The 25,347-nt window shown below is 50.2% G+C and carries 24 protein-coding genes and 1 pseudogene; 6 read left to right on the forward strand and 19 right to left on the reverse strand.

Annotation, left to right across the window (positions count from 1 at the left end; translation table 11 throughout):
• Positions 1-13: 13 nt before the first annotated feature.
• The 11 genes and pseudogenes from AC0YOA_RS03790 to hprK all read right to left on the reverse strand — a co-directional run.
• Positions 14-355 (reverse strand): annotated as a pseudogene (locus AC0YOA_RS03790) (YugN family protein); the annotation flags it as partial.
• An 812-nt stretch (positions 356-1,167) separates the two neighbouring features.
• On the reverse strand, positions 1,168-2,088 hold the full coding sequence (locus AC0YOA_RS03795) for a LysR family transcriptional regulator (RefSeq protein WP_475785467.1): 921 nt from the start codon (positions 2,086-2,088) through the stop codon (positions 1,168-1,170).
• Positions 2,089-2,203: 115 nt separating this feature from the next.
• The gene (locus AC0YOA_RS03800) at positions 2,204-2,842 is read right to left on the reverse strand and encodes an HD domain-containing protein (protein WP_475785468.1); all 639 of its coding nucleotides are present in this window, start codon (positions 2,840-2,842) and stop codon (positions 2,204-2,206) included.
• Positions 2,843-3,023: 181 nt separating this feature from the next.
• Positions 3,024-3,374, reverse strand: coding sequence for a PH domain-containing protein (locus AC0YOA_RS03805; protein WP_475785469.1), 351 nt, complete (start codon positions 3,372-3,374; stop codon positions 3,024-3,026).
• Between the two features lie 128 nt (positions 3,375-3,502).
• The gene (locus tag AC0YOA_RS03810; protein WP_475785470.1) at positions 3,503-4,321 is read right to left on the reverse strand and encodes a hypothetical protein; all 819 of its coding nucleotides are present in this window, start codon (positions 4,319-4,321) and stop codon (positions 3,503-3,505) included.
• Positions 4,322-4,456: 135 nt separating this feature from the next.
• Positions 4,457-6,379, reverse strand: coding sequence for an ABC transporter permease (locus tag AC0YOA_RS03815; protein ID WP_475785471.1), 1,923 nt, complete (start codon positions 6,377-6,379; stop codon positions 4,457-4,459).
• Positions 6,354-7,133, reverse strand: coding sequence for an ABC transporter ATP-binding protein (locus AC0YOA_RS03820; RefSeq protein ID WP_475785472.1), 780 nt, complete (start codon positions 7,131-7,133; stop codon positions 6,354-6,356). The genes AC0YOA_RS03815 and AC0YOA_RS03820 overlap by 26 nt, the downstream gene beginning before the upstream one ends.
• A 197-nt stretch (positions 7,134-7,330) precedes the next feature.
• Positions 7,331-8,485: a sensor histidine kinase gene (locus AC0YOA_RS03825; protein ID WP_475785473.1), complete on the reverse strand. Its 1,155-nt coding sequence runs from the start codon at positions 8,483-8,485 to the stop codon at positions 7,331-7,333.
• A complete protein-coding gene (locus AC0YOA_RS03830; RefSeq protein ID WP_475785474.1) occupies positions 8,486-9,190 on the reverse strand; it encodes a winged helix-turn-helix domain-containing protein in 705 nt (234 codons plus the stop codon). It lies immediately after the preceding gene.
• 147 nt (positions 9,191-9,337) lie between these two features.
• Complete coding sequence (locus tag AC0YOA_RS03835) at positions 9,338-10,012, reverse strand: MBL fold metallo-hydrolase (RefSeq protein ID WP_475785475.1); 675 nt, start codon at positions 10,010-10,012, stop codon at positions 9,338-9,340.
• Positions 10,013-10,134: 122 nt separating this feature from the next.
• A complete protein-coding gene (gene hprK / locus AC0YOA_RS03840) occupies positions 10,135-11,043 on the reverse strand; it encodes an HPr(Ser) kinase/phosphatase (RefSeq protein WP_210039375.1) in 909 nt (302 codons plus the stop codon).
• 166 nt (positions 11,044-11,209) lie between these two features.
• Between hprK and AC0YOA_RS03845 the strand changes: the two genes are divergently transcribed.
• A complete protein-coding gene (locus AC0YOA_RS03845; RefSeq protein ID WP_475765795.1) occupies positions 11,210-11,836 on the forward strand; it encodes an FMN-dependent NADH-azoreductase in 627 nt (208 codons plus the stop codon).
• Positions 11,837-12,037: 201 nt separating this feature from the next.
• Here AC0YOA_RS03845 and AC0YOA_RS03850 read toward each other — a convergent pair whose 3' ends face one another.
• The gene (locus AC0YOA_RS03850; RefSeq protein ID WP_475785476.1) at positions 12,038-12,715 is read right to left on the reverse strand and encodes a TetR/AcrR family transcriptional regulator; all 678 of its coding nucleotides are present in this window, start codon (positions 12,713-12,715) and stop codon (positions 12,038-12,040) included.
• A 203-nt stretch (positions 12,716-12,918) separates the two neighbouring features.
• Between AC0YOA_RS03850 and AC0YOA_RS03855 the strand changes: the two genes are divergently transcribed.
• From AC0YOA_RS03855 to AC0YOA_RS03870, 4 genes are all read left to right on the forward strand, one after another.
• A complete protein-coding gene (locus AC0YOA_RS03855) occupies positions 12,919-13,959 on the forward strand; it encodes a ParB/RepB/Spo0J family partition protein (protein ID WP_475785477.1) in 1,041 nt (346 codons plus the stop codon).
• 160 nt (positions 13,960-14,119) lie between these two features.
• Positions 14,120-14,914 (forward strand): SDR family NAD(P)-dependent oxidoreductase, encoded by a 795-nt coding sequence (locus AC0YOA_RS03860; protein WP_475785478.1) that lies wholly within the window; start codon positions 14,120-14,122, stop codon positions 14,912-14,914.
• A gap of 42 nt (positions 14,915-14,956) precedes the next feature.
• Positions 14,957-15,694, forward strand: coding sequence for an SDR family NAD(P)-dependent oxidoreductase (locus AC0YOA_RS03865; RefSeq protein WP_475785479.1), 738 nt, complete (start codon positions 14,957-14,959; stop codon positions 15,692-15,694).
• Between the two features lie 33 nt (positions 15,695-15,727).
• On the forward strand, positions 15,728-17,116 hold the full coding sequence (locus tag AC0YOA_RS03870; RefSeq protein WP_475785480.1) for a mandelate racemase/muconate lactonizing enzyme family protein: 1,389 nt from the start codon (positions 15,728-15,730) through the stop codon (positions 17,114-17,116).
• 312 nt (positions 17,117-17,428) lie between these two features.
• Here AC0YOA_RS03870 and AC0YOA_RS03875 read toward each other — a convergent pair whose 3' ends face one another.
• The 4 genes from AC0YOA_RS03875 to AC0YOA_RS03890 all read right to left on the reverse strand — a co-directional run bounded on the left by AC0YOA_RS03875 (position 17,429) and on the right by AC0YOA_RS03890 (position 21,657).
• The gene (locus AC0YOA_RS03875; RefSeq protein WP_475785481.1) at positions 17,429-18,391 is read right to left on the reverse strand and encodes a mannonate dehydratase; all 963 of its coding nucleotides are present in this window, start codon (positions 18,389-18,391) and stop codon (positions 17,429-17,431) included.
• Positions 18,392-18,489: 98 nt separating this feature from the next.
• Positions 18,490-19,830 carry an ABC transporter substrate-binding protein gene (locus AC0YOA_RS03880; protein ID WP_475765783.1) on the reverse strand — a complete coding sequence of 447 codons (1,341 nt, stop codon included), beginning with the start codon at positions 19,828-19,830 and terminating at the stop codon, positions 18,490-18,492.
• 37 nt (positions 19,831-19,867) lie between these two features.
• Positions 19,868-20,701: a carbohydrate ABC transporter permease gene (locus tag AC0YOA_RS03885; RefSeq protein WP_210039384.1), complete on the reverse strand. Its 834-nt coding sequence runs from the start codon at positions 20,699-20,701 to the stop codon at positions 19,868-19,870.
• On the reverse strand, positions 20,698-21,657 hold the full coding sequence (locus AC0YOA_RS03890) for a carbohydrate ABC transporter permease (protein ID WP_475785482.1): 960 nt from the start codon (positions 21,655-21,657) through the stop codon (positions 20,698-20,700). Before AC0YOA_RS03890 ends, AC0YOA_RS03885 begins: the two co-directional genes overlap by 4 nt.
• A 313-nt stretch (positions 21,658-21,970) precedes the next feature.
• Here AC0YOA_RS03890 and AC0YOA_RS03895 point away from each other — a divergent pair, with 313 nt between their 5' ends.
• Complete coding sequence (locus AC0YOA_RS03895) at positions 21,971-22,876, forward strand: RraA family protein (protein ID WP_475785483.1); 906 nt, start codon at positions 21,971-21,973, stop codon at positions 22,874-22,876.
• A gap of 76 nt (positions 22,877-22,952) precedes the next feature.
• Here the strand turns inward: AC0YOA_RS03895 and AC0YOA_RS03900 are convergent, their stop codons facing one another.
• The 3 genes from AC0YOA_RS03900 to AC0YOA_RS03910 form a co-directional block, all read right to left on the reverse strand.
• Positions 22,953-24,122 (reverse strand): helix-turn-helix domain-containing protein, encoded by a 1,170-nt coding sequence (locus AC0YOA_RS03900; protein ID WP_475785484.1) that lies wholly within the window; start codon positions 24,120-24,122, stop codon positions 22,953-22,955.
• 56 nt (positions 24,123-24,178) lie between these two features.
• Positions 24,179-24,835 (reverse strand): GntR family transcriptional regulator, encoded by a 657-nt coding sequence (locus AC0YOA_RS03905; RefSeq protein ID WP_475785485.1) that lies wholly within the window; start codon positions 24,833-24,835, stop codon positions 24,179-24,181.
• A 356-nt stretch (positions 24,836-25,191) separates the two neighbouring features.
• Positions 25,192-25,335 carry a hypothetical protein gene (locus AC0YOA_RS03910; protein WP_210039389.1) on the reverse strand — a complete coding sequence of 48 codons (144 nt, stop codon included), beginning with the start codon at positions 25,333-25,335 and terminating at the stop codon, positions 25,192-25,194.
• Between the last annotated feature and the right edge of the window lie 12 nt (positions 25,336-25,347).

A 25,347-nucleotide genomic window follows, 5' to 3' on the forward strand; every position in this document is an offset into this window, starting at 1 on the left:
CGCCCTCAGAGTGGCTAAGCAGACTTTGCAGCTCCGACAATTTGCGCCGGGACACCCTCAGGACGGGCTCCGGAATCGGCGACTCATAATCCAGGCCATGCGGGAAAGTGGCTCTGCCGATATAGGCGTCTCCCAGCTGCAGCACCGCATAAGGAGATTCCAGCTTGCCCTCGATGGCTCTGGCATTGAAGCGGAGAAAATAATCCTCGCCATCGGATTTTTCTTCTATTTTCAAATCATACGTAGCCCGTGTATATTCCCACTGCCAACGAACGAAACCAAGCTTCGTCGTTACTTCGTCCAGATAAGCAAGATCATTGACAATTCCTTTAATGCCCGCATTTTCAATAATCATACGAAAAACCTCCTAAAGCATTTTTTGCTGCTTACGCGCCAATACTTCCTTCTACTCCTACATTACTTTAGAATCATCCCTGTGTATGCGGCCAATTAGGGCTAAACTGTGCCCTTTTCATGGCTATTGTTTGAATTTTTCGATAAGAGGAGAAGGAAACGCCAATAAGCTGCCTCACATGCTGAAGACAAGGCTGTCCAGCTTCAGAATTTTATCGCTTTCCAGCAGGCATCAACGGTTTGCTGGAGCTGAAGCTGCTCCTGGCGAAAAAGCCCAAAACACGTTATTTGACAGGTTCCTTCGCGAGATTTTTTATTTTTATGAGATTCATATTGACGGACCGCGGCTATGACCGTTTTCATATGTTCATTACGACCAGAATGGCAAAATAGAGCTGCGGCACGCAGCGGTAATTATCATTTATATAGCGGCTCTCAATCTGCGTCGAAGCTGGTTTATCCGTGCATCTGCACGCCAAGACGGGAAGGGTCTCTCAATGGAGTGACCCTTCCCGTTCACCGTTCAATCTCTGCTGTGCCGGGCTGCAAACACTAAAGAAGTTCGAATTTGAGCTCAATCAAAGGGGTGAATGATGCTTCCTTGCAACCCGCCCGTTTCCCTAACTCTTGTCCCCCATCCGCCAGACCTTTACCGTACAGATAAACGTCACCGATGCAAGAGCGAAGATGCAGCGTTGATCACCAACTACCTGGCCATGGTCATTCCCGAGGCTTAGAAATCCCGCCGACACAGTGACGAATAACAGCACCCGGCATAGACAAGACAGATTTGTAAAACCGCCGGAAAGCATTTTATAGCTCTCTTGATGTTGGTAAGGTGCGGTCGGGAAGACCCGAAACCTCAGCACCCCGGTGCAAAAGCTCTATAAACTCGCGTGCCGCAAACCCGGTATACCTGTCCCGGTGATGAATGACGCCAATTTTTCTGTGTAAGGCGGGGGCATTCAATTTCAAAATCTGGATTTTATCATTATGGGCCAGATTCAGAAGCGTCCTGGAAAGAATCGAGATTCCCGCCTGCTCCTCTACCAGATTGATAATGGACACGGCTGAATCCGTCTCGATAACCGGCGTTATATGGATCCCCTCGGCGCGGCAAGCCAGATCCATCTGCTCCCGGCAGCGGTAATTTTGCGGAAACAAGATAAAGGGCAAATCCCTGATTTCGGCCATGTCAGCCTCATCCCGTTCAGCCAGCGGATGGCCGCTGGAAACAACCAGACATAACTCTTCGTCGTACAAAGGAATCTCGGTGATCCGCTCATCTTCGACAGGAAGGATCGTAATCGCCAAATCAAGCTCGCTTCGAAGAATACGCTCCGCCACATCATCCGAGCTGACAACCTTGACCAGAATATGGGGATGGCTCCGATGATAATCCAGCAGCAGCGATGAGACAAGCTGGCTCAGCTCGCCCGGCAGCGCGCCTACAGCAAGGCTGCCCCGCTTGATCTTTTGCAGCTCGCTGATCTCTTCACGTGCGCTGCTTAGACTGTTGAAGACTTGTCCGCAGTGCTTCAGCAGCAGTTGTCCCGCTTCCGTAATAGCAATCTTCTTGCCGATCCGGTCGAACAAAGGAACTCCCAGTTCATCCTCCAGCGCTTTGATTTGATGGCTGAGCGTAGGCTGGGTCACATTTAATTTCTCCGCGGCCCGCGTAAAATGCTTTTCCTGGCATATCGCCGCAAAATACTCCAGCTGTCTGATTTCCATAACTTCCCCCTCAACCAGTTTACCGTACAAAAAAATAACTATCCCCACTATACAGGAAAACAATCCCCGATACCGGGGATTGTCTGATTTTTGTCCTGCTGATTCAATTCTGGGGCTATTCCTTCCAGGGCGAATGTAGCACGCAATCGCAGAAGCTTGTCCGCTTGTAGCCGGGAAGCAGGAGCTCGCATACATCTGCTTTGATATTGCCGAATGTGGTTTCCGGCTTATGTCTGAAGCCCTCCAGGAATGCATGCAGGATCTTGTTCTTGAAATCGCCGCGCGGGAATGCGGATACCACCTGCTCACGCACCTCTTCAGAGATGCCCTCATAGTTTTCTCCCATAACATCATAGCCTACACCGGAATAAATCAGGGCAACCTCAGGCTCCTTGTACTGGGCAACCCCGATTGTCGTGTGCAGGGCGATGGCATCCCATACCAGACGAACGGCTTCATCCGGAACGCCATGCTGCTGCAGAAAGCTGCGTGCGGCATTGGCGCCATCCACTTCAAATCGTTTATCCGGGCTGCTGTAGGTTTTTGTAAGTCCCAAATCATGAAACAGCGCGCTGATGTAAAGCAGTTCGGCATCGTACTTCCATTGCGCTTGCTCGCCCTGGAGAGCACCGAACAGATAGACGCGATGCGAGTGATTCCATAGCAGAGAATCACCATGTTCTCTCAGAAGCTCAGCCGCCTCCAAAGCCAGCTTGCTGTCGGGAATGATTATATCCGCTATCCTTGTCGTCATTTAGTTGTCCCCCTCATTATCATGTTGCTGCTTCTAAAGCATACTGGAAGCGATAATGATTCATCAATATTATTGTTTCTATGATTATGATAGATAATACACATGATAACATACAAAAAAAGAAGCTCACCTTTAGCCGGCAGCTCCATCTCCCTGCAATATAATACATCTAAAAACCGGATCAGACCTGAATTTCCGTAAGCTCATGCGTCTGGTTCTTGATTCGGGCATTCTCGGCAGCGATGCCCAACGTATCCATCACCTTGATGCTGTCTTTAATATTCCGCAGCGTATACGTAGGAGAGCTTGTGTCCGTGGAAAGAATGGTAATGTCGCCTAATTTCATCATTCGCTCAAACAAATTCCGCTTCAAGGAAACATCGCGAATCCGGTACAGCTGAATTTCCTCGCGTTTCTTGGTGAGCATTCCTCTCTCCACGATAATTCTGCGGTCTGTGATCGTATACTTCGTAAAGCTCGGAATCCCGAAATTAAATGGCTTCCCTTCCCAAAGGACGTTCTCGCTAGGCATCTCAACAACTCCCTGAATAGGATGATTATGCTTCTTATTGTACAATGGATGCCGGCATAGCTCAACGAGTATCTCTGCCAGTATCCTTCCAGAAGCAGGGAGTTGTTGTAAACGCAGGGCGGGAATTTCTAATTAATCAAACGCACCATCTGCATCACCGGCCGGTTATCGCCGGGCAGCACCGCTTCGGCGGCCTGCAGCTGGGAGGATCCATCCCCGTCGACGAAAATGCCGTCCACCAGCTGCCCGTCGCCGACGGTTTCCAGAATAGCGTCCCGGAAATCCGATAATGTTCCTTCCATCCCGCTGACCACGAGATAGATCATGCCCTTGCTGTCATACACCATAGCCGACCTCAGCCGCTTATCATCGGGGAAGGGCGCATTTTCTTGATCGGCCTGCTGCCGCCAGATGTCATCGTGACCAATGCTCATGCTGATCCCGCCTTGCGCCCAGAAGCGGTTGGGGTCGGTTACCTTCAGCTCCGACGCTTTGGCCACGATCTGCACGCTCAGCTCGTCCTTCGCCCCATCCCAGGCAAGCGTGCCGCGGGGGTATTTGACATTTTCATAGCCTGATCCATACTCTTCCTCTGCGCCTGCTACCGGGAATCCATCGACCATCGCAATACTCAGCAAATCGCCTTCGAAGAAAAATCCGCCGTTAATGCCATAATAATCGGACAGGGTAACATTCTGGTCTATACGTTCCAGGGTTACGTTCGAGGGACGGCTTTTCAGGATATCAAGCTCGATGCCGTTGGACGCTTTTGTTGTCATATACTCATAATTTGCGGCCGGATGGGATACGGTCGAGCGTGAACCGTCGGATTGCAGCCGATGCAGGAGCAGCATGAAAATAACCGCAAACATTAGGATCAACCCGCCGATTACGGCTGCCGCGATCCAGATGCGCTGCCTTGAAGATCGTGGATGTGTTGAATTCATTTTGAGCCAATGCCTCGTTTCCCTCTACATTGACTCTAGTATAACGTATTTTCCACTCCTTAAGAATCCTGCTTTTTGACAGGTTGATGCCATATTGTGCGTTTTATGGTCTTTCGTATCATTTCGCAGGATTGCTTACTGGATGCTCGTAATTTTGTTCATATACGCTCTTCTCGTGAGCAGAAAATAAATGAGCTGCATGAGGAAGACGATCCCGATGACAACCATTCCGTACTGCCAGACGCTGACTGCCATTACATTCCCCAATATCACATAGGCAAAGGAAGCATGAATGACACCAACAGCGAACGGTACGAAGAAAATGATGCCGATTTGCAAGGAGGTAATTTTCCGCAATTCCTTGATGGTCATCCCGATCCGCCTTAGCGATTTGTACTGCGCCTGATCCTCCTGCAGCTCCGTGAACAGCTTGAAATAAATCATGCTTCCGGAAGCGATAAAGAACAGGAAGCTGATAAAAATACCGATAAACAGCGTCAGAGCGCTCAGCTGTTTGCCGTCCAGATACTGCGATACTCTTTCATGAAAGCCCCCGCGCAGCTCCTGCGGAATTTGGTCATGGATTTTTTTCACTGTGGCATTGAGAGATTCCCAATCGTTCAATTCATACCCATAATACACGGACTTGTCATGGTCCGGCAGCTTGGCGGCAACCTGATCAAATTGAGTATCGCTAAGGACAAACAGCTCCATACCGATCAGATTCACGATCGTTTTGTTTCGTTGTCCTTCCAGCTTCAGGGAAAGCGGCAGATCACCGGCAGAGGCTGAAATCACATCGCCTTCCTGGATGGATTCATTGAAGTCACCGCTAAAGGGATAGATATACATAGCGTGACCTTCGTTAACGTTGATCGGTTCAATGCCTTTCATCCTTGCAGCCTGGCTGTTGTAATCGCGCTGAGCTATCAGAACGGCTTCGGAATCCTCGTTCAACTGCCCGTTGTGATACGTTATGGGGACGTTCACCATTTCCAGCTTATAGTTTACCGATACCCCGTCATTCTTCAAGATTTCATTGACTTTGTCAGGCTGGATGAGATCATGCTTGTTCAGGCCCGCCTCTTCAATAGAGAAGGTTTGGGGGAAATAGCCCAGTAATTGCTGCTGCCCGCTCTGATAATAAATGTAAAAGGTGCCGGATGCCGTAAGGATTACCGCGCTCAGTATCGAAACCATGAACAGCACCCTGGCATTGTCCTTCAATTTGAACACCATCTGGGACACCGTCAGCATATTCGTGCGTTTGTAATACAAGGCATGCGTCTTTTGAAGCTTGCGAAAAAGCGCTATGCTGCTTTGTGTAAACAGGAAATAGGTTCCGACAACAACCAGAAATAAAATCGGGAGAGTCAGTAGAATAAAGGTTAGCCTTGTTGTAATGAGGGCCAAACCGTAACCGCCAATCAGACTAACGATCGATAGCGCGATCAGCCATGGGGAGAAAACAGGCACTTTCTTCGGCTTCCTGGCTGCCTTCAGCAGATCGATAATCTGGCTTCTGCCCACCCTTGACAACGTGAAAAGCGTAATGACCTGGAAGAGCACGAAGAAACCGGCTGCCGTAATGATAATCGCTTTCGTTACAATCGCGAACGGAATCGGATTGGTCACATCCAGCAGCTCCGACAATGCCATGAAGAATAATTTGGAGAACAGCGTTCCAAATCCGATGCCCGCAATAATTGCAGCCAACGCGATTACCGTATTCTCATAGAAAACCAGGCGGCGGATCTGCCTGTGCGTCATGCCGAATAAGGACAGCAAGCCAAACTCCTTCTTGCGCGACTTCAGGAAAGCCGAATTGGAGTACAGGACAAAGAAGAAGGAAAAAATAATGATGAGATATTCACAATCGACCAATCCGCTGCGGATTTTGCTAGCTGCATCGATATGCCCGTTCACCACGCCGGGATGATAAATAAAAGCCGCAAATATAAAGAAAATCATGACGGAAAACGTACTGCTCAGGAAGTAGGCGATATATTGATGCCAATTTCCCTGCACATTCTTAAGAGCGAGCTGGCGAAAGGTCATCAAAATTCCCTCCCAACAGGCTGACGGCATCCAGTATTTGCTGAAAGAATACTTGGCGGTTCGATCCTCTTCTGATTTCCGAGAAGAATGCGCCGTCCTTGATAAATACGATCCGGCTGCAATAGCTCGCTGCAAACGGATCATGCGTCACCATCATCAAGGTCGCTTTTTGCTGCTCGTTCAAATCTTTGACCGCTTCCATCAAGTCTGTGGCTGATTTCGAATCCAGATTTCCCGTAGGCTCGTCTGCCAGCAGAATAGCGGGTTTATGAATCATGGCGCGTGCCGCTGAGGCCCTCTGCTGCTGTCCGCCCGACACCTCGTATGTCCGCTTGTCCAGAATGTGGTTGATATTGAGCAGCGAAGCTATTTCCTTAACCCTTCTGTCGATTTCCGGATTGCTTTTATTCTCCAGAACGAGCGGAAGAATGATATTCTCTTTGATTGAAAGCGTATCAAGCAGATTGAAATCCTGGAATATAAATCCCAGCTGACGGCGGCGGAACAGCGCAAGCTTGTCGTTCTTCAGCCGGCTTGGATCGGTTCCGTTGATTTCAATGCTGCCAGAGGTAGGAGCGTCGATGGTCGCCAGCAAATTGAGCAGTGTCGTTTTCCCGCTTCCGGAAGGTCCCATCACCCCGACAAATTCACCCGCCTCGATGCGAAGATCGAAATTTTCCAATGCCTTGTACGTAACATTCCCATTCCTGGCGCCATATATTTTCGTCAATGCACGCGCTTCTAACACAGCCATTCTTAATTCCTCCCAGCCCTAAAAGTACGGTGAATACATGCGAAGCAGGCGGAAAACAGCATCGGAAGACGTTTCCGCATGCGCAGCAAGTTTTTTTTACCGGACTTTTAAACTTCTTGACTGAAGTATAAGGCGAAAGGAATACAAGCTTCCATCGATTCACCTTTCAGTTTTCCGCGGCATTTCTTACAACGCTGTCACATTTCCCGTTGCATGCTGTCATGTATCAGCGGATGGTTATCAAACCGGATGGTGACGGCCGTGCCTTCCCCTTGCCGGGACTCGACAGAAATTCGGTGCCCCAGACGGGCGCATATCTGCTGAATCAAATAAAGGCCCATGCCTGTCGCTTCGGCGACAAGCCGGCCATTCTCACCTGTGAAGAACGGATCGAATACTCGCGGCAAATCCTGCTCCGGAATACCTATTCCCTCATCCGCGATACAGAGCCTGCATCCATGACCTTCCTTCTCAAGGGTTATCAAGAGCTTGCGGGCCCCGCTTCCCTGATTCGCCCTTGTGTATTTAATCGCATTGGAGAGCAGCTGATTGAGCACAAAACGGAGCCACTTTTCGTCGGTTTTCACAACCATGCCCGAACCGTCCGTTATAATTTTTGGAAATATGGAGCTGCGTATCCATACTTTCTTGTGTTCATTGACAACTTCACGCGCCAGCTGCATCAGATCCACCCTCTGACTGGTAAGATCCAGCTCAAACTTCTCCAGCCGCGCAGTATGAAGCATCATCTCCAATGCATTCTCAATGCGCTGCGTTTCTTCATGGAGGCTGTCCAGCAGCTCTCTCATTTCCTGCGCATGCAGGGTGGCCGCCTGTTCCCGTTTGCCGCCCCGCTCATCGCGCTCCGAGCTTTGCCGCATATTCAACCGCTGCATCTCCACCGCCTGCTGAATGAGCAGATGAATGACGGACACCGGCGTTTTCATCTGATGAACCCACTGGTTCGTAAAATGGTGATGCTGCTCCTGCTGCTCGCGGTAGGCGGCCAGCCGGCTGGCATACTGCCCATAGTTATCCAGAACCAGCTGCTCCATCGCCCGCTGCTCCCGGGTTGCCCCATCCTGAAGACTCAAAATCTGCTCAATGGATTCATGCTCCTGCGAAATCGCCAGCATCCGGCGGTAATAGGGCCGCTGCCGCAGGTAATCGATCGCCAGGAAGAGAGCAAGCAGGGCAAACGACAGGACGAAGATGTAGACGATATTGCCCGTCCGCAGCGAGACGCCTAATCCCAGGAAGTCCAGGTCCACAATGAGCACCATCAGACCGGTATTCAATATATACAAAAACATATAGCCCCATCGGTCCGCCAAAAAGGCGCTCAGCTTCACTTACGCATCCCTCCAGCTGTTCTGCAGACGGTATCCCTGTCCTCTTATCGTGTCGATCGCCCTGGTTATGCCCAGCATCTCCAGCTTCTTCCTCACTCTCGTGACATTCACCGTCAATGTATTGTCATCGACAAAGTCAATATTGTCCCATAAAGCTTCCAGAAGCTCCTCCCGCGGAACGATGCTCTCCGCCTGCCGCGCCAGACATTCCAGCAAACGGAATTCGATCGGGCTTAATTCCACCTTGCTGTCCTTCCATTCCGCCGTCTGTTTTCCCCGGTCCAGATAAAGCCCCTCGAAATGAAACAAATCCCTGTTCGTCTGGGGCTCTGCGGCGTATTCGCCATAAGTCCTCCGCAGGACGCCTTTGACTTTAGCCAGCACTACTTCCAGATGGAACGGCTTGGTAATGTAATCATCGCCGCCGTTCTCAATAGCCATCACCTGGTCCATCTGGCCCACGCGCGCGGAAATGAATATGATCGGCACATTGGAGATGGAACGAATTTGCCGGCACCAGTAATATCCGTCGTAATAGGGCAAATTGATATCCAGCAGAACAAGATCCGGTCCGCTTGTCATAAATTCGTTCTTGACATCGCGAAATGATGCCGCCTTTACGACTTGATGACCGTATTTTTCAAGATGACCACCCAAAATATTCGCGATTTTGCGGTCGTCCTCCACCATAAAAATTCGATACATGGCCTGTTCACCTTTTTGACTTTTCTTTTACTATATATGACGGAGAAATTCTGTAAAAAGATTCAAGGAATGGCACAGCAAAAAGGAACCCGCCATAACCAGCGGATTCCTTCTTGATGATGATGGCTGACCATCTATAATGATGAATTAAATTGCAGCATCTTGCCCGCTCACAATTTCTTTCAGCCGTTCTTGTATACGGTTTATAACAATCCCGCCGTGATACGTAATCACGGTATCGATATCCAGAGCCTGAAACTTGGAAATCGATTCCATCGCTGTATCCCACTCAGGCGTATGTGTCGGTGACGGCGGCATAAGGACTCCATCATGCGAGGTCAGGGCATCCCCTGTGATGAGCGTTTTGCTGGGTTCATGGTACAAGCTGATATGATCAGGCGAATGACCGGGGGTATAAATAACCCGGATCCCCCCTGCATAAGGGAGTACTTCTCCATCATGGAGAATGCGGTCGACCTTCGTAGGCGTGAATAATGTTCCGCCTTTAATCAAAGGTGTTTCTCCTGATAAATAAGGAATAATAGCTTCATGAGCCAATACCTGCACCCGGCCCTCGCAGGCCTCCAGCAGTTCCCGCAGACTTCCGATGTGGTCGAGGTCCTGGTGCGTGATGATGATCTTGGTCAATCTCCCGAGCGGCACGGATTCGCTCTCAAGCGCCCGGCGGAACACGTCCAGCTTGCCCGGTGTTCCTGTGTCCACAAGGATCGCTTCCTCGTCGCCGCGCAAGAGGGCCGCATGAACAACGAATCCGGCATTCAGCTCCAGCCTTAAGGGTTTAATTCCTGAGCTTGTCTCCATTCTTATCCCTCCAATTTCAATAGTTATCGAATCTCGCAATTTCTATTATAGTGCAAAGTCATTGTGAAGGCGAAATTGCAGAGTGACAGACGTCATGTTAAGTTTTTATTAATTTACCGCTGTTATTCGCTCTGCAGCCGCTTCATGAATTCTTCCGCGGCGCTGTAGCCCTGCTGCTTCAGGTACCAGTTGTTGGCCGCCGCCTCAATCAGACTGGCCACATCCCGGCCGGGCTGCAGCTGAATTTCAATATATGGAATGCGCACATCGAGATATTCGGAGAATTTGGGCGTAAGCTCGAGCTCATTATTCAGAGCCTGATCCTTCCATTGGGTCAGCTCAATATCAAGCACGATCCGGGACTGTTCCTGGAATGCCTTGCGCCCATACAGGCGGACAACGTTAACCAGGCCGATGCTGCGCAGCGCGAGGAATTCCTTCGTGGATTCATTATGGGTGCCCAGCAGTGTATGGGGACTTAGTTTTTTGAGCATGACTACATCATCGGCAACCAGCCGATGGCCGCGGTGGATCAGCGTATGCGCTGTCTCGCTTTTGCCAATGCCCGATTTTCCCCTCAGCAGAATGCCAATCCCCGATACGTTGACGCACACGCCATGAATGGCAATTTCCGGCGCCAGGGACTGAATCAGATACGCATCCAGCTTGGTAATGAATTCGGTCGTCGGCTCAGCGGTGCGCAGCAGCGGAATGCCTTCCTGCTGGCAGTATTTCATCAAATATTTCAGGCCCTCCTGGCCTGAGGTCACAATAAAACAAGGCGGATGGTATTTCACGATATTGCCGACATGCAGGTTCCGTTCCTCTTCTGTCAGCTTATGTAAATAATTGATTTCCTTCCTGCCCAGCACCTGAACATGCTCCATCGGGAAGAAGTCAAAATAACCGACGAATTCCAGGCCCGGGCGATGCGCTCTTGAGCGTGTAATGAGCCGCCCCAGCTGCTCCTCCCCAGTGAGCACCTCCAGCTTGAATAAATCTATTAAACACTTCACAGCAACAGACTTCATCAGCTTTCCCCCCAGCATTGAATTCTATTATTTCTATTATAAGGATGAAAAATATTAAAATCCAATTTGTACTTATAATTTATCCTAACTTTAGACTAGACAACGCAAAATTATGTGTTACTATATAAATGTGAGTTGATTACATTACACCACTGGAGGCGTTTAAATGTCACATGTATTATTTATTAAAGCTAACAACCGTCCGTCTGATCAAGCCGTTTCAGTTAAACTTTATGAGAGTTTTCTGAAAACATACAAAGAAAACAATCCGGACGATCTGGTTACCGAATTGAATCTGTTCGAAGCCGATCTGCCTTACTACGATAACGATATGCTTACCGGTCTTTTCAAGCTTTCCAAAGGCTTCGAAACGACACCTGAGGAGCAAAAAGCAGCTGATCTGGCCAACACTTATCTGGATCAATTTATTGGCGCGGACAAAGTCGTATTTGCATTCCCGCTTTGGAACTTTACCATTCCGGCTCAGCTGCTGACTTACCTCTTCTACTTGAATCAAGCCGGCAAAGCGTTCAAATATACCGAACAAGGACCTGTCGGTCTGCTCGGCGGCAAAAAAATCGCGCTGCTTCAAGCTCGCGGCGGCGTTTACACGGACAGCCCGATGGCCAGCTTTGAAATGTCCTTGAACTATGTGAAAAACACGCTGTCTTTCTGGGGCATCACAGATCCTGAAGTGGTTGTGGTTGAAGGCCATAATCAATTCCCTGACCGCGCTGAAACGATCGTTTCGGAAGGCGTCGCCAAAGCAGCCGAGCTTGCTGCAGCATTTTAATTAAAATCTCTTCATGCAGAAACCGTATCATCCATACAGGGATGATGCGTTTTTTTCTTTGGAACTATTAGAAAAGTATAAAGTTCCACCATCCATTGCTTATATTTTTGAGGAAGAAGCTAATTAGATGCAAAAATCCCCACCGGATTCCCGCAGAGGATTTTGGCAAGTCATTTATTTCAGCTTGAGGAATCCCGCCAATCAGAGGGCGCGGTTAAACTTTTGAACGATATGATCGATAATGGGATCGATCCTGGAATCGTCAATGAGCGGCAGTTTATCCACTTTGAATAATTGAATCTTCTTAAACTGGTAGTAATCATAAAGCACCTGCTGGATTGATGCCTGATTGAGCATCAAATATTTCACATGGATGATTTCCCGCAGCAGCACATCGTCCTGCAGTGTAATGAACTTCTCATTCAGATGATTAAAGATGCCCCTCGCCATGCCGTCCCGATAAAATTCGGCGATCTGCTGCTCACGCGTCTGCATGGCGTCTTTCAAACGGCTGTATGAATCCGGATAGATAGCCTGAAGCTCCTTCAGAAATGCACTCCCGATATGCCTGATGAGCAGAACGGATTGCTCGAACAGGAATTGAAAGCGTGTGCCGTATGAAATCTCCGTACCCTCCTCATCTGTTTGAATGACCAGCGAATTTATATAATCCACATAGACGTCCACAACACCTTCAAGCACTTCCTCTTTGGATGAAAAGTGCTTGTACATCGTTGCACGGCTGACGTCCATCCGTTTGGCAATATCATCCATCCTTAATTGTTGGAAACCATCCTTCAAGGCGGCAGATATCAGTTTTTTCAATAATTTTTCTCTTATTTTATTATGTTGATGATCGATGTTTTCCGTCACTTTCATTCAACCTCCTTGATGCTATTCTTCATTATACACAAATTCGCGGGCCGGTTTGCTTTTGTTCCGGGCAATCAGCCAAAGCGATCTTTGGTACAGGCACTAGCCCTTGCAGCCCTATCCCATTGCTTGGAGCGTGTTATATAATACCTATGTCCCTGCTTATGCTTTATCAGCGGGCGGCTGAATTCAAGGATAGGAGAACTCTCATGGACATTATCGAAATTCCCACACATTTGATAGACGAAGATACCGATCAGCCCCGGTACCAGTTTGATGAAGAAGCTCTGCAGGAGCTGATGAGGAGCATTGAGGAGCTTGGGCTTCTCTCCCCGATTAAAGTCAGAACAACGAATGACGGACGATATAAAATCATTTACGGAAACCGCAGGTACAAGGCCTGCCAGACGCTGAATCTGGCTGCTATTCCCTGTATTGTCTCCACCGTTACGGACGAGATGGAGATTTACCTGGAACAGATTGCGGAAAATTTGACAAGGGAAGGCTTCTCGCCGATTGAGGAAGCCGAAGCCTTCAACAAGCTGCTCCACGATCCCAAGTTCAGCAGCTCGGCCAAATTTCTCTCCAGCAAGCTGGGGAAGCCGGAATCCTATATCAAAAATAAAGTGGAGCTTCTTAAATTCGGCAAAGCCGTCAAGAAACTGGTTGTGGGCGGTACCCAGATCCGGAAGGACAAGCTGACGGAGGATCAAATCCTTCCGCTCAAAGACCTGCCAATCGAGCACCGTGATCCGCTCGCCTTAATTGCCGCAAGAGATGAGCTTCCTGTCAGCGATGTGAAGAAGATCGCCCGCCTATTCAAGGATAAGGATATTTCCGCGCCAACGAAGGACAAGCTGCTGTATAAAACCGGTCATGAGCTGCTGGAAACCTGGTCGGTGCGGGAGCTGAACAAAGCCGAGCGGACCAAGCCCGCAGAGCCCAAACCGGCTGCGGAGAAGAAAGTGAAACCGGAGAAGCAGGCTGTGCAGCAGCAGGAAGCCCATCCAGATGTGCAAGCTCATGCCGCAAGTCCGGTCTCACCATTGGAAGTCCGGCTGCAGCAGCTTCTTGTCACGCTACCCGCTGCGGATACTCTTGCGGTTGAGTCTCTGCCCTCCCTTGAAGAAATAGCAGCTGCCGGCCAAGACAAATTGCTGGGCGACGTGAACCTGCTTATTACTCATATCGAGCAGCATCTGCAGGAATGGACGAGGATCAAAACGCTTTTGGAACAGTCAAAACCTTGAACTTTCCCCCACGAGCAAGCCATTGCGGCGAGCCGAACAAGATTTCAAAGAAAACAAACAAAATCATAACTTTACGGCATCGCCACCCGTTGGTCCGTTCACTAAGATTAAATGGCAAAGGTTAATTGTCATCTCATGGGGTGGCGTTCGGAGGGGATCTATGAAACTGTACAACAAAGTAATTTTCATTACGGATGCGGACAGTCCATCAGGCAAGGCGGTTGTTAACCGGTTGTCAGGGGAAGGCACTCATTTTATTCTGAACAGCATGTCGGAAGGCGCACTCATCGAAGCGGAGCTTGCGAAGGTACAAGCAGCCGGCTCCAAAGCCTATGTCACCAATACCGATCTGTGCCGAGCTGCCGACGTGACTGCCATGCTCAATCAGGCCGAGCAGATACTCGGGCCGGTAGATGTTCTTATTCATAATAACGATCTGCTGATACCGGCGCTTGCAGAATCTTGCGAAGAAGACGTATTTCTGGAAATCATGGACACCAACGCAAAATCCGCATTCATCTGCTCCCAGGCTGTAGGAAAACAAATGGCCGCCAGGCAATCCGGAAGAATTATTTATGTCTCCTCTATTCATGCCGAGAAGCCGACCGGCTCTTCCTTTGCCTACAGCGCTTCCAAGGGAGCCGTCAAGATGCTCTCCAAGGAAGCTGCGCTGGTGCTGGGCCGTCAAGGCATTCAGGTCAACACCATTGAGCTTGGTCCTGTGAAGGGTGACAATGAACGGTTCTCAAGCGGATTCTCGGCTCTCTATGATGATTATGAGCGCAAAGTCCCGAATGAGCTGCCAAGCAGCTATGAGGATCTGGGCCACCTTGTTTTATTCCTCTGTTCCGATGAAACCCGCTATATAAACGGATCTGATATTCGACTTGACGGCGGTTTTCTGCTGCATTATATGGATCACAAGAAAAAGCCGGCACCGTCCATTGGCGGCTGAGTAAACGGATAGAGGAAACAACGACTGGCGGGGTGATGTAGGATGTCCATATCGGATAAAGTTGCGCTGGTCACCGGCGCAGGAACAGGAATTGGCAAAGGCGTCGCCATAGAGCTGGCACGGCGCGGAGTCAAAGTCGCCGTCCACTACAATCAAAGCAGCGCCGGAGCCGTCCATACCAGGCAGCAAATCGAAGAATTCGGCGGTCAGGCATTCATCGTTCAGGGCAATGTCGCCCACAAGCGGGAGATTGAGTCTATGGTGCAGCAGGTCGCTGACCACTATGGCGGAATCGATATTCTCGTCAACAACGCCGCCCTTCAGCTGAATCACGGGTTCTTCGATCATACGGAAGAGACCTACGATACGATGATGCATATTAATCTCAAAGGATATTGGCAGTGCATCCAGGCTGTCGTGCCCTATATGAAAATCAAAAACTCAGGTCGCATTATCAATATTTCCTCCGTGCATGCCAAACGTCCGACCGACTTCGATGCCGTGTATGCCATGACTAAGGGCGGCATCCGGATGCTTGGGCGGGAAAGTGCCATAGAATTGGGTAAATATGGTATTACTGTAAATACGATTGAGCCCGGCGCTGTCGATGTCGGGAAGTATAGCACCTCCAGAGCACCGGAAATACGCAGGCGATTTCCGCTGGGCCGTGTAGGAATACCTCACGATGTGGCGCAGCTGGTCTGCTTTATCGCCTCGGATGAAAGCGAATTCATGTCCGGTGCGGCCATCCGTCTGGACGGCGCCAGCATGCTGTTGTGAGAAACCAAATCCACTATTCAAGGAGCGAATGACATGGTTAATAAACAAGCCTTTGAAGAAACGCTTGCCCACGTACGGACGGGCTCAAGCCCATCTGAGCTTCGCATCACCGATGTCCGTTTCACCGACGTTGTCGGCGGCCCTTTCCACAGCAGTCTGATCAAAGTCTACACCAATCAGGGCCTCGTCGGATTTGGCGAGGTGCGCGACGGCGCTGAAAAGGTCTATGCGCAAATGCTCAAAAGCCGCATCCTGGGCGAAAATCCCTGCAACATCGACAAGCTGTTCCGCCGGATCAAGCAGTTTGGCGGCCATTCCCGCCAAGGCGGCGGCGTAAGCGGGCTGGAAATCGCCCTGTGGGATCTGGCAGGCAAAGCCTACGGCGTGCCGATCTATCAAATGCTTGGCGGCAAATTCCGCGACAGCATACGGATGTACTGCGATACGGAAATCGTAGGCAAGGATACGGGTACGGCGATGGGAAATGCGCTTAAGAAACGGATGGAAGCCGGCTTCACCTTTCTCAAGATGGATCTTGGCATTGGGCAAATCATCAATGAACCCGGCGCACTCAGCGCCCCGCTTGGCTTCCTGGAAGAGATGAGAGCAAAGTCCAAAAACCGCTATAATCAAAACTTTAACGAAATGTCGGATGAGCAGATTCGAGACATCACAAACCGCCACTACGACATTTACAACATCCCGCACCCCTTCACAGGCATTCACGTAACCGAGAAAGGCCTCGACCTGCTGGAGCAGTATGTTGCCGACGTCCGTGCGGTTATCGGTTATCAGGTTCCGCTTGCCGTTGACCACTTTGGCCATATCGGTCTTGAGGACTGCATCAAGCTGGGCCGCCGTGTCGAAAAATTCAATCTGGCCTGGATGGAGGATATGATCCCCTGGCAGTATACCGAGCAGTATGCAAAATTGTCGCGTGCGGTAACCACTCCGATTTGTACCGGGGAGGATATCTATCTGAAGGAAAATTTCCGTCCGCTTCTCCAGGCTGGCGGCGTGTCCGTTATCCACCCCGATGTCCTGACGACGGGCGGTATTCTGGAAACGAAGAAAATCGGCGATATGGCGCAGGATTATGGCGTTGCCATGGCGATTCATATGGCTGAGAGCCCGATTGCTTGCCTGGCGGCTGCTCACGTCGCCGCAGCGACAGAGAACTTCCTCGCTCTCGAGTATCATTCCTGCGAGGTGGAGTGGTGGGATGATATTATCATCAGCAGCAGGCTGCCGAAGAAGCTGGTGCAGAACGGTTTCATCACGATGACGGATGCGCCGGGACTCGGTATTGACGATCTTAATGATGACGTGCTCGCAGAGCATCTCCATCCCGATATCAAAGGCCTATGGGAGCCGACGGACAACTGGAACAAATTTTATTCCAATGACCGTCTTTGGAGCTAAGGGCCGGTCAGTTCCTGACTAATGAACGATTGCGGGAAGAGATCATATGCTGTCATTTTGGCGGCGCAGTCGGCTTCTTCCCTCAAACCGTATAGTCATTTACAGGCGTGAACCTTATAAATTCCATAAGGGCAAAAAGAACCTGCAGCCTCTCCAGTTGGAGAGAATCTGCAGGTTCTTTGCTGATCATTCCCGGACAAGTCGGCTAATTTAGTCCAGCAAGACGAAACGGCTTCGCCGTCTGAATTCTATAAGAACAAAGGAAAAAGAGGAGGAATATTCATCCCTCCCCTCTTTCATCGTCCCGGTAAATCAGCCTGCCGAAGCAGCCTCCATCAAGCCTCTGATATAACCGACCCCATAGAGCCTGCCCAGCAGCTCATAGCCGGGATTATCGTTATTCTCGCCTTCCATGGTCGGCACATGATCCGGTCTTGCCGGTCCGCTGTAGCCAACTTCGTAATAGGTCCGCATCGCTTTCAGCATATCTGTTTTGCCATCGTCGTGAAAGGTTTCCTCGAATTTTTCCGGGGTTCCCTTCACATCGCGGAAATGCACGAAAAATAATTTGTCCTGCCCGGCAAAATCGCGAATGACCTGGGGGATATCGTCCCCGGCCGTTGCCAAGGTTCCCTGACATAACGTAATGCCGTTATACGGATTCGGCACCAAATCGATCGCCCGCTGCAGGGCGGATGCGCTGCGCAGAATACGCGAGACTCCGCGGATCGGCGTGATCGGCGGGTCATCCGGATGAAGCGCCAGCTTTACCTTGGCTTCCTCCGCGACCGGAACGATCCGCTCCATGAAATAGTGCAGATTCTCCCACAGCTGTTCCTCCGTCACAATCCCCGCCTCTGTAAGAGGAGCATCCTGCATCAAGCTGTGATCATAGCTGGATACCAGCGCTCCGCCTCGTGTACGGGTCGTTGTGGAAGTGCGGAACCAGTTGAACTGGGCCATGAAATTATAGCACAGCACCGGAATTCCGGCCGCACCCATATTGATCAGGAACTTCTGGAAGACTTCGATCTCAGCGTCCCGCTCAGGTGTGCCAAGCTTGATATTGTTGCTCGGGGGCATCGATTCAATGACAGACAGTGTAAGGCCATGATCCGCATAACGCTGCTTCATCCGGATAAGGGGCATCAAATCCCACGGCTTATCTGTCTTCTCCTCCCATGGAAGGCCGCCGACCGCGTAATTCACATTCATCTGCTTCGCAAGCTGCCACAAGCGGGTAGGCTGGGAAGAGAAAAATTCTGCCAACTGCATAGTTTAAGCTCCTCTCTGTATTTCAAAATTGTTCATTGCTGCGCAGCGCGGGCAGTTTCCCGCACACGCTGCGCATTGCATTAAGTCGGCAGAGATTATTAAGCCCCCGCTGCTTTTTCGGCCAGTTCCTTGCCCATTTTATCGATTTTGTTATAAGCTTCCTCGATTGATTGCTGCCCGAACGTTACAGCATCCATTTCTTTCTTGTAGGTGTCCACCCACTCCGAGAAGCCCGCAGCCGGCGAATAGAACGGCAGCGCCTTTTCGACCGAAAGATCATAGATTTCTTTGCCCAGTTTATCCTTCTCTCCGAGCGTCGGTTCAAGGGTTTTGTAGATTTCCGGATTAATCGGAATACCGCGGGTCAATCCCAGCGCTTTTCCGGCTTCAGGATCCGTGATGAACCACTTGACGAAATTTTTGGCCTCATCCTTATTCTTGGAGTTGGCGCTGACGCTCAGGAAGATGGTCGATTGCGCCCAGCCCCCTCCTGCCGGCCCTGTCGGCATATTAACAACTCCGACTTTGCCAGGCATCAGCTGCTCCAATGCGCTGACCGAGCCTGTTGTTGCCCCTCGCGTCATCACAACGCCTGACGCCATCGGATCGGCTTGCGGGTCATTCTCCAGGAACGAGGCGGCTTTCTCCGCCGGAGGTACGATTTTATTTTTGCGGAAATCCTCATAGGTCTGATAGAAGGTCATGAATAAATCCTTGTCGAGCGTAAATTTCTTGCCGCCATCGGACATGATCGGATCTTTGCCCATGGAGGTCTGGTAATAGTTGAAGCCGTCCCAGGCTGTCGTGTCGCCAATCGGATATTTACCTTCCGGCAGCTTGGCGCGGGCGTCCTTCGCCCATTGGAAATATTCGTCATAGGTCCAGTTCTGCTGGGGAAGCGGGATGCCGTACTGTTCCAGCTCCGTCTTGTTGAACGCCATACCCTGCGCGTTTTGGGTGAGCGGAATGCCATACAGTTTGCCGTCGATTTTCAGATTCTCCACGACATTGGGATCCACAATCCCGCTCAGATCAATGTCCGACAGGTCTTCAAGCTGCCCCCTGGACACATATTCCTGAATGTAAGCGGCATCCATTTGCAGCACATCCGTAATCGACTTGGATGCCGCAAGGGTCGGCAGCTTCTGCCAGAATGCATCCCAGGCCATGAATTCGGGCTTGAAGGTCACGCCCGCATGCTGCTGGGAATAGAGATCCAGCGCTTTTTGGGTCGCTTCGTGGCGTTCGTCGGTACCCCACCACATAATGCTCAGCGTCTTGGCGCCTCCGGTCTCTTTGACCGTTTCGTTGCCTGAAGCATTCCCGTTTTCGCTCTCGGCTGCGCCATTCCCGCCGCCGTTTCCTCCGCTGCAAGCCGTTACCAGCAGCAGCAGCGCCAAACTTATAAATGCCAGGACTGCAGATCTTTGTCTTCTCATTCCCTTTGAACCCCTCTCAATTTTTATTATGATGCGCTTATCCCTTCAACCCGGTTGTGGCTATGCCCTCCACGAAATGCTTCTGGGCAAAAAGAAAGATAATCGCGGAAGGCAAAATGGACAGCAGAGACATGGCAAGCAGCTGGCCCCATTGAATATCGAATTGATCGATAAACATGCGCAGCGCGAGACCGACAGTAAACTTCTCGACAGAGCTTAGATAAAGCACCTGTGCGAAGAAATCATCCCAGCTCCAGATAAAGGTAAAAATTGCAACCGTAACAAGCGCCGGCTTGATCAGAGGAAATATAATCCGCAGGAATATACCGTAAACAGAGGCGCCGTCTATCTTGGCCGCTTCGTCCAGATCACGCGGAATACCGCGGATAAATTGCACCAGCAGGAAGATAAAGAACGCCCCGCCGCCGAAGAAATGCGGCAGCACCAGCGGTACATAGCTATCCACCCAGCCCAGCTTGTTGAAGAGAATATACTGCGGGACAACTGTGACCTGGCCTGGCAGCATCATAGTCAGCAGCAGAATCGAGAACCAGAAGCCGCGAAACTTGAAATTAAGCCGGCCGAAGCCGTAAGCCACAATGGCAGCAGTCAGCACGCCGCCGGTTACATTGCCAAGCTCCATCAGGAGCGTGTTGCCGAAGAAATGAGCGAAGGTGTAGTCGTTTGAGAAATTCCATCCATTGCTGTAATTTTCCCACATCGGCGTTGACGGCCACAGCGTGGGCAGGCTCAGCTCGGCCGTCTTCTTCAGGGAAGCTCCGATCCACCAAATGACCGGGTACAGCATCAGGAGAGAGAAGGCCGTAAGAAACAAGTGATTGGAGAGCTTCCCCCGAACGGTCGTATTCATTTTGCCTTCCCTCCATCCGACTCGTAGAATACCCAATAACGCGACGCCAGGAAATTAAGGACGGTCAGAACAGCGACAATCGCAAGTAATATCCAGGCCAATGCGGAAGCGTAACCCATCTGATAATGCTTAAAAGCCTTCTCATATAGAAACAACGCGTACATATAAGTGGAATTGACCGGTCCGCCCTTGGTGATGATGAAGGCCGAGGTGAAGGTCTGGAAGGAACCGATGACGCCGAGTACCAGATTGAAGAACATAACCGGCGAAAGCATGGGAAGCGTAATGCTGATAAACTTGCGGAAGCGTCCGGCGCCATCTACGGAAGCGGATTCATACAGCTCTTGAGGAACCTGCTTGAGGCCTGCCAGAAAAATAACCATCGTTGAGCCGAACTGCCAGGTGTTCAGAAGGATCAGCGTACCAAGCGAGGTGTCGGGATTTGATATCCAGCCAACGCCTTCAATGCCGAACCAGGCCAGCACCTGATTGATATAGCCGTCCAGACCGAACATATTCCGCCACAGGGCAGCCACGGCGATACTTCCGCCGATCAGTGAAGGAAAATAAATCGCCGTGCGGTAAATATTCATTCCCCGGATGCTTTTGCTCAGCGCCATCGCAACCATCAGCGAGAAGAAGAGCTTCAGAGGAACCGAGATCAGTACGAACAGGAATGTCACGCTGAGAGATTTGGTGAAGGTCGAGTCGTCGGTGAATATGTTGACGTAGTTGTCCGTCCCTATCCAGACGGGATCTTCAAGCAGCGAATACTCCGTAAAGGATAAATAAAACGATTGGCCGATTGGCCATAAGGTCAGCAGCAAAAATCCGATCAGCCATGGGGAAATGAATATATAACCGGCTAAATTGGTTTCTCCCTTGTTTTTGCGCTTTCTTCCGGGAACTTTTACCGTCTCTTCGTACGGTGTCTGAGATAACGGTTCAGCAGTCACCCACGGATCTCCTCCTCTTATCTAAATCTGTTTGTCGTGCCGGATAATACTTCTTTACTGTATACGAAAGCGGTTTCATTGCGAAAGGTGACGAAATTATGAATTTGTTTGATTTATTTCACGATCTCATTTCATCCCTTTTTCATCTGCTTATGTCCCCGGAAAAGGGTGGAAAAATTATATACTTATCGAAAATGCCTTAAAAAACTCGCATCGACAAAATCGGGAATGTCCCTAACAATAGATGCTAGAGCCATCAGATTCAAGGTTTTGCACGGCATACACACTATACTTGTTGGAAGAGGTGCTCCACATGAAATTTGACAATCCGGAAGATATTATCCAGCTTACACCGCTTTGGGAAGGAGAACGATTCTCTAACGGGCGTCCGAAGGTTTCCGAGGATGTGCTGAAGCGCATGCGTAAAATAACTTTGGAGGAAGCCTGGGGCCCGCTATGGAACAGAGGTTATACGTTTCAGTTCGAGGGAGATTTCAAAATCATCCACCCCGATAAAATTATGGTGGGCCGGGCGGTTACCGCCGTTATGGTACCCAAGCGTCCCGATCTGCACGAAACCCTGCTGAATTACGGGCATGAGCAGGAAGGCCGGAAAGGCTTTTTCAATCAATGGGTCATCGATTCGCTGGTTGAGGATGATGTCGTTGTCGTGGATATGTTCGATAAAGTCCATCTGGGCACTTATGTAGGAGGCAATCTGTCCACCGCTATTTCCACCCGCACCAAACGCGGAGGAGCGGTCGTCTGGGGAGGCATTCGCGACAATCAGCAGGTCGTTGAAATTGAAGATATCAATATCTACTACCGGGGAAGCGATCCTACTGCGATTACGGATGTGACGATGGTCGGCATGAACGTGCCTACACGCATCGGCAAGGCCATCTGTCTTCCCGGCGATATTGTGCTTGGCACGCCTTCAGGCGTTATCTTTATCCCTCCCCATCTTGCGGAGCTGACTGTCGTACAGGCGGAGAAATCCCAGGTGCGCGACATCTTCGGCTTCATTCGCCTCAAGGGTGGCGTTTATTCTACAGCCCAGATCGATACCGCATGGACATTGGATATGTGGCAGGACTTCATGAATTGGTTCGAAAACGATCCGACTGCTGCGGAGTATCGTCATTTGTCCTGGGAGAAGGAGCTTGCGGAAGCGCAGAAATCGGACAGCAGCGGCTCCAATCATGATGTGCGGCTCTAATCGGTAAGCAAGCCTCACGCAAGAAGGACTCTGGAAAGAGCGGATCAGCCGCTTCCAGAGTCCTTCTTTTTTTGTTTTATTTGCCGACCGATTCCCGGTATTCCGTCGGGGACAGACCGACTTTTTTCTTGAAAATCTGACTAAAATAACGGGGATCCTGATATCCCACCTGCTCCGCCACCTCGTAATTTTTGTAATGTGTGGTTTTGAGCAGCTCCTTGGCCTTGCCGATCCGGATGTCCGTCAGATGCTCGATGAACGTTCTGCCCGTGTTCAGCTTGAAGAGCAGGCTCAGATAGGTCGGTGTCATATATACCTTCTGTGCCACGCTCTGCAGGGATACCGCCTGGCATTCCTGCTCCATGTGATGGATCGTTTTCTTGATGATGCTGCGGTGGCTCTCCTTCTGATCGGGCGACATCACTTCTCTGACGCCCGAGAAGAAATGGCTGACGTACGTCTTAATTTCCTGAAGCGTCTGCATCTTCACGATGGACATGATTTCAAACTTGTTGTAAGCGTTAACATAATTGGTATTGGCAAGCAATCTTTTCTCGGTTTCAATAAGCAGGCGGACTGTCAGCTCGTACATATTCTTAATATCGATCGGACCGTTCTCAAGCAGCCTGTCGTAAAACTCGTTGACGGCCTCTTCGATTTCCGCGGTGGAATCAGCCGCTTTCAAGGAATCCAGCAATTCCTTCTCCCTGTCAGCCGGATAATCGCTCGTGGACACATACCGGCGAAGCTCGCTGAAGTAGATAATCTGCCCCGTTCCACGATAGAATTTGTTTTTCAGCGCGCGGGAAGCCTGCCTGTATGATTGATTGATGTCGTAAAGATGGCTGCATGGCTTGCCTACGCCGATATTCACGGGAAGGTTGAACTGCTGGCTCAGCATATTTTGAATCGCTTCCAGGAACTCCTTGGATACCCAGGAGAACAGCAGTCCGATCCGGTTTTGTTCATCCATAAATACGACGCTTCCGCCGGAGACCTGCTGCTGCAAATAATCCCTCATCCTTTCGACCAGGAGCACCATTTCGTGCTCGTCATCATCCGGAGATACCGGCTCCAGCAGCGCCAGCGCCGGATAGGTATAATACGGATTCAAATTCAGGCGGGACAGGCTCTCCTTCAAATTCGCGCCAGCGCTTTTCCGCCCCAGCACAAGATCCTGAAGAAAACGGTCTCTCATCCAGGTCAAGATTACATCGTCCTTGAACAACAGCCCTTCGCTTAGCATGCTCCATTTCCCCTTTTATGAAAGGATGGTAATGCAAGTGCATGAGACTCATGAAGCTAATCCAGATCAATCAGCTTGTAGGCGTGCATATGCTCGATAAAAGCGGCCTCCGCCGCATCCGCATCTCCCGACCTCAGAGCGTCCATGAGAAGCTGATGCCACTCTGCCAGCACATTGGTTGTATAATGCCTGTTCGAAATCGCCATAAACCGCATGACTTTGGTGCGCATATTATTCCACAGCTCCAGAACCGCGTGATTGTCGCATCGCTTATAGAAGAATCCGTGGAAATCCATGTCAAGCTCCAATATGGCCAGCAGTTCATTTTGTTTGGTAGCTTTATCCATCTTGCAGATGATCGTATTCAAGTGACTGTAATCCTCTTCCGTCATGAGCGGCATCGATTGTCTGACCGCGAAGCCCTCGATGATCTCGCGAAGGACGAAGATATCCTTGATTTCCTTGGGCGTTATCGTGGATACGACCGAGCCCTTGTTGGGAATGCCCGTAATGAGGCCCTCCTGCTTCAATCTCTCCAGCGCCTCCCGCACCGGAGCCTGGCTGATCTGGAATTTGCCAGCAATCTCCGTAACGATCAGCCGGGTGCCCGGCTGAAGGTCGCCTGCGAGAATTTCCCTCTTCAAATCCGCATAAACATGTTCACTAATCGAGTTGATTGGATAATCTACCTGACTGCCCCGTATGGCTTTCACTGCTCCTCTCAAGATTATCGATTATCGATAATCTTTCGCTTAGGTTTATTATAGAGGTTGTTGCTGATGGAAACAACAGTTGTTTTTTGGTGTTTTTTGTCGTTTTTCGTCTAACAATGACGATTGTTATTGTACATCCGTTTATTATGCGATAGATGATTATCAGGTCCTGCCCCGGAAACCGACGAATAAAGCTGCTGCGCAAAGCGAAAACATCTCCCGATATTCATACGAGAATAAGAAAACCTTACAGACATTAACAGGCGTGAAGCTTGAACCTGCTATGAGGTCAAGAAAAAAACGGCTGCACCGTCAATGAACGGATACAGCCGCTTCTTCTTTGGTTTCTGACCTTGTCAGCCCGTTGACGGACTGTTTGGCACATGGCCCTTCTGGTTGCGATTCTCCGAGGTGGAGGCAGCCAGATGATCTTCCGCTTGCTTGGATCTGGTCTCCAGGGCCAGGTTTTTGGCATCAATAGACTGCTTTTTACGAGCCATGCTGCTTACCTC

Source organism: Paenibacillus sp. JT22N12 (genome assembly GCF_056269365.1).

Coding starts and splice junctions, on each gene's coding strand:
- AC0YOA_RS03850 (WP_475785476.1), bottom strand. CDS start 12,715: ATGAAAGTGACGGAAAACATCGATCATCAACATAATAAAATAAGAGAA.
- AC0YOA_RS03880 (WP_475765783.1), bottom strand. CDS start 19,830: ATGAGAAGACAAAGATCTGCAGTCCTGGCATTTATAAGTTTGGCGCTG.
- AC0YOA_RS03860 (WP_475785478.1), top strand. CDS start 14,120: ATGAAACTGTACAACAAAGTAATTTTCATTACGGATGCGGACAGTCCA.
- AC0YOA_RS03800 (WP_475785468.1), bottom strand. CDS start 2,842: ATGACGACAAGGATAGCGGATATAATCATTCCCGACAGCAAGCTGGCT.
- AC0YOA_RS03830 (WP_475785474.1), bottom strand. CDS start 9,190: ATGTATCGAATTTTTATGGTGGAGGACGACCGCAAAATCGCGAATATT.
- AC0YOA_RS03805 (WP_475785469.1), bottom strand. CDS start 3,374: ATGCCTAGCGAGAACGTCCTTTGGGAAGGGAAGCCATTTAATTTCGGG.
- AC0YOA_RS03870 (WP_475785480.1), top strand. CDS start 15,728: ATGGTTAATAAACAAGCCTTTGAAGAAACGCTTGCCCACGTACGGACG.
- AC0YOA_RS03900 (WP_475785484.1), bottom strand. CDS start 24,122: ATGCTAAGCGAAGGGCTGTTGTTCAAGGACGATGTAATCTTGACCTGG.
- hprK (WP_210039375.1), bottom strand. CDS start 11,043: ATGAAGTCTGTTGCTGTGAAGTGTTTAATAGATTTATTCAAGCTGGAG.
- AC0YOA_RS03895 (WP_475785483.1), top strand. CDS start 21,971: ATGAAATTTGACAATCCGGAAGATATTATCCAGCTTACACCGCTTTGG.
- AC0YOA_RS03795 (WP_475785467.1), bottom strand. CDS start 2,088: ATGGAAATCAGACAGCTGGAGTATTTTGCGGCGATATGCCAGGAAAAG.
- AC0YOA_RS03885 (WP_210039384.1), bottom strand. CDS start 20,701: ATGAATACGACCGTTCGGGGGAAGCTCTCCAATCACTTGTTTCTTACG.
- AC0YOA_RS03820 (WP_475785472.1), bottom strand. CDS start 7,133: ATGGCTGTGTTAGAAGCGCGTGCATTGACGAAAATATATGGCGCCAGG.
- AC0YOA_RS03865 (WP_475785479.1), top strand. CDS start 14,957: ATGTCCATATCGGATAAAGTTGCGCTGGTCACCGGCGCAGGAACAGGA.
- AC0YOA_RS03810 (WP_475785470.1), bottom strand. CDS start 4,321: ATGAATTCAACACATCCACGATCTTCAAGGCAGCGCATCTGGATCGCG.
- AC0YOA_RS03835 (WP_475785475.1), bottom strand. CDS start 10,012: ATGGAGACAAGCTCAGGAATTAAACCCTTAAGGCTGGAGCTGAATGCC.
- AC0YOA_RS03815 (WP_475785471.1), bottom strand. CDS start 6,379: ATGACCTTTCGCCAGCTCGCTCTTAAGAATGTGCAGGGAAATTGGCAT.
- AC0YOA_RS03855 (WP_475785477.1), top strand. CDS start 12,919: ATGGACATTATCGAAATTCCCACACATTTGATAGACGAAGATACCGAT.
- AC0YOA_RS03845 (WP_475765795.1), top strand. CDS start 11,210: ATGTCACATGTATTATTTATTAAAGCTAACAACCGTCCGTCTGATCAA.
- AC0YOA_RS03910 (WP_210039389.1), bottom strand. CDS start 25,335: ATGGCTCGTAAAAAGCAGTCTATTGATGCCAAAAACCTGGCCCTGGAG.
- AC0YOA_RS03875 (WP_475785481.1), bottom strand. CDS start 18,391: ATGCAGTTGGCAGAATTTTTCTCTTCCCAGCCTACCCGCTTGTGGCAG.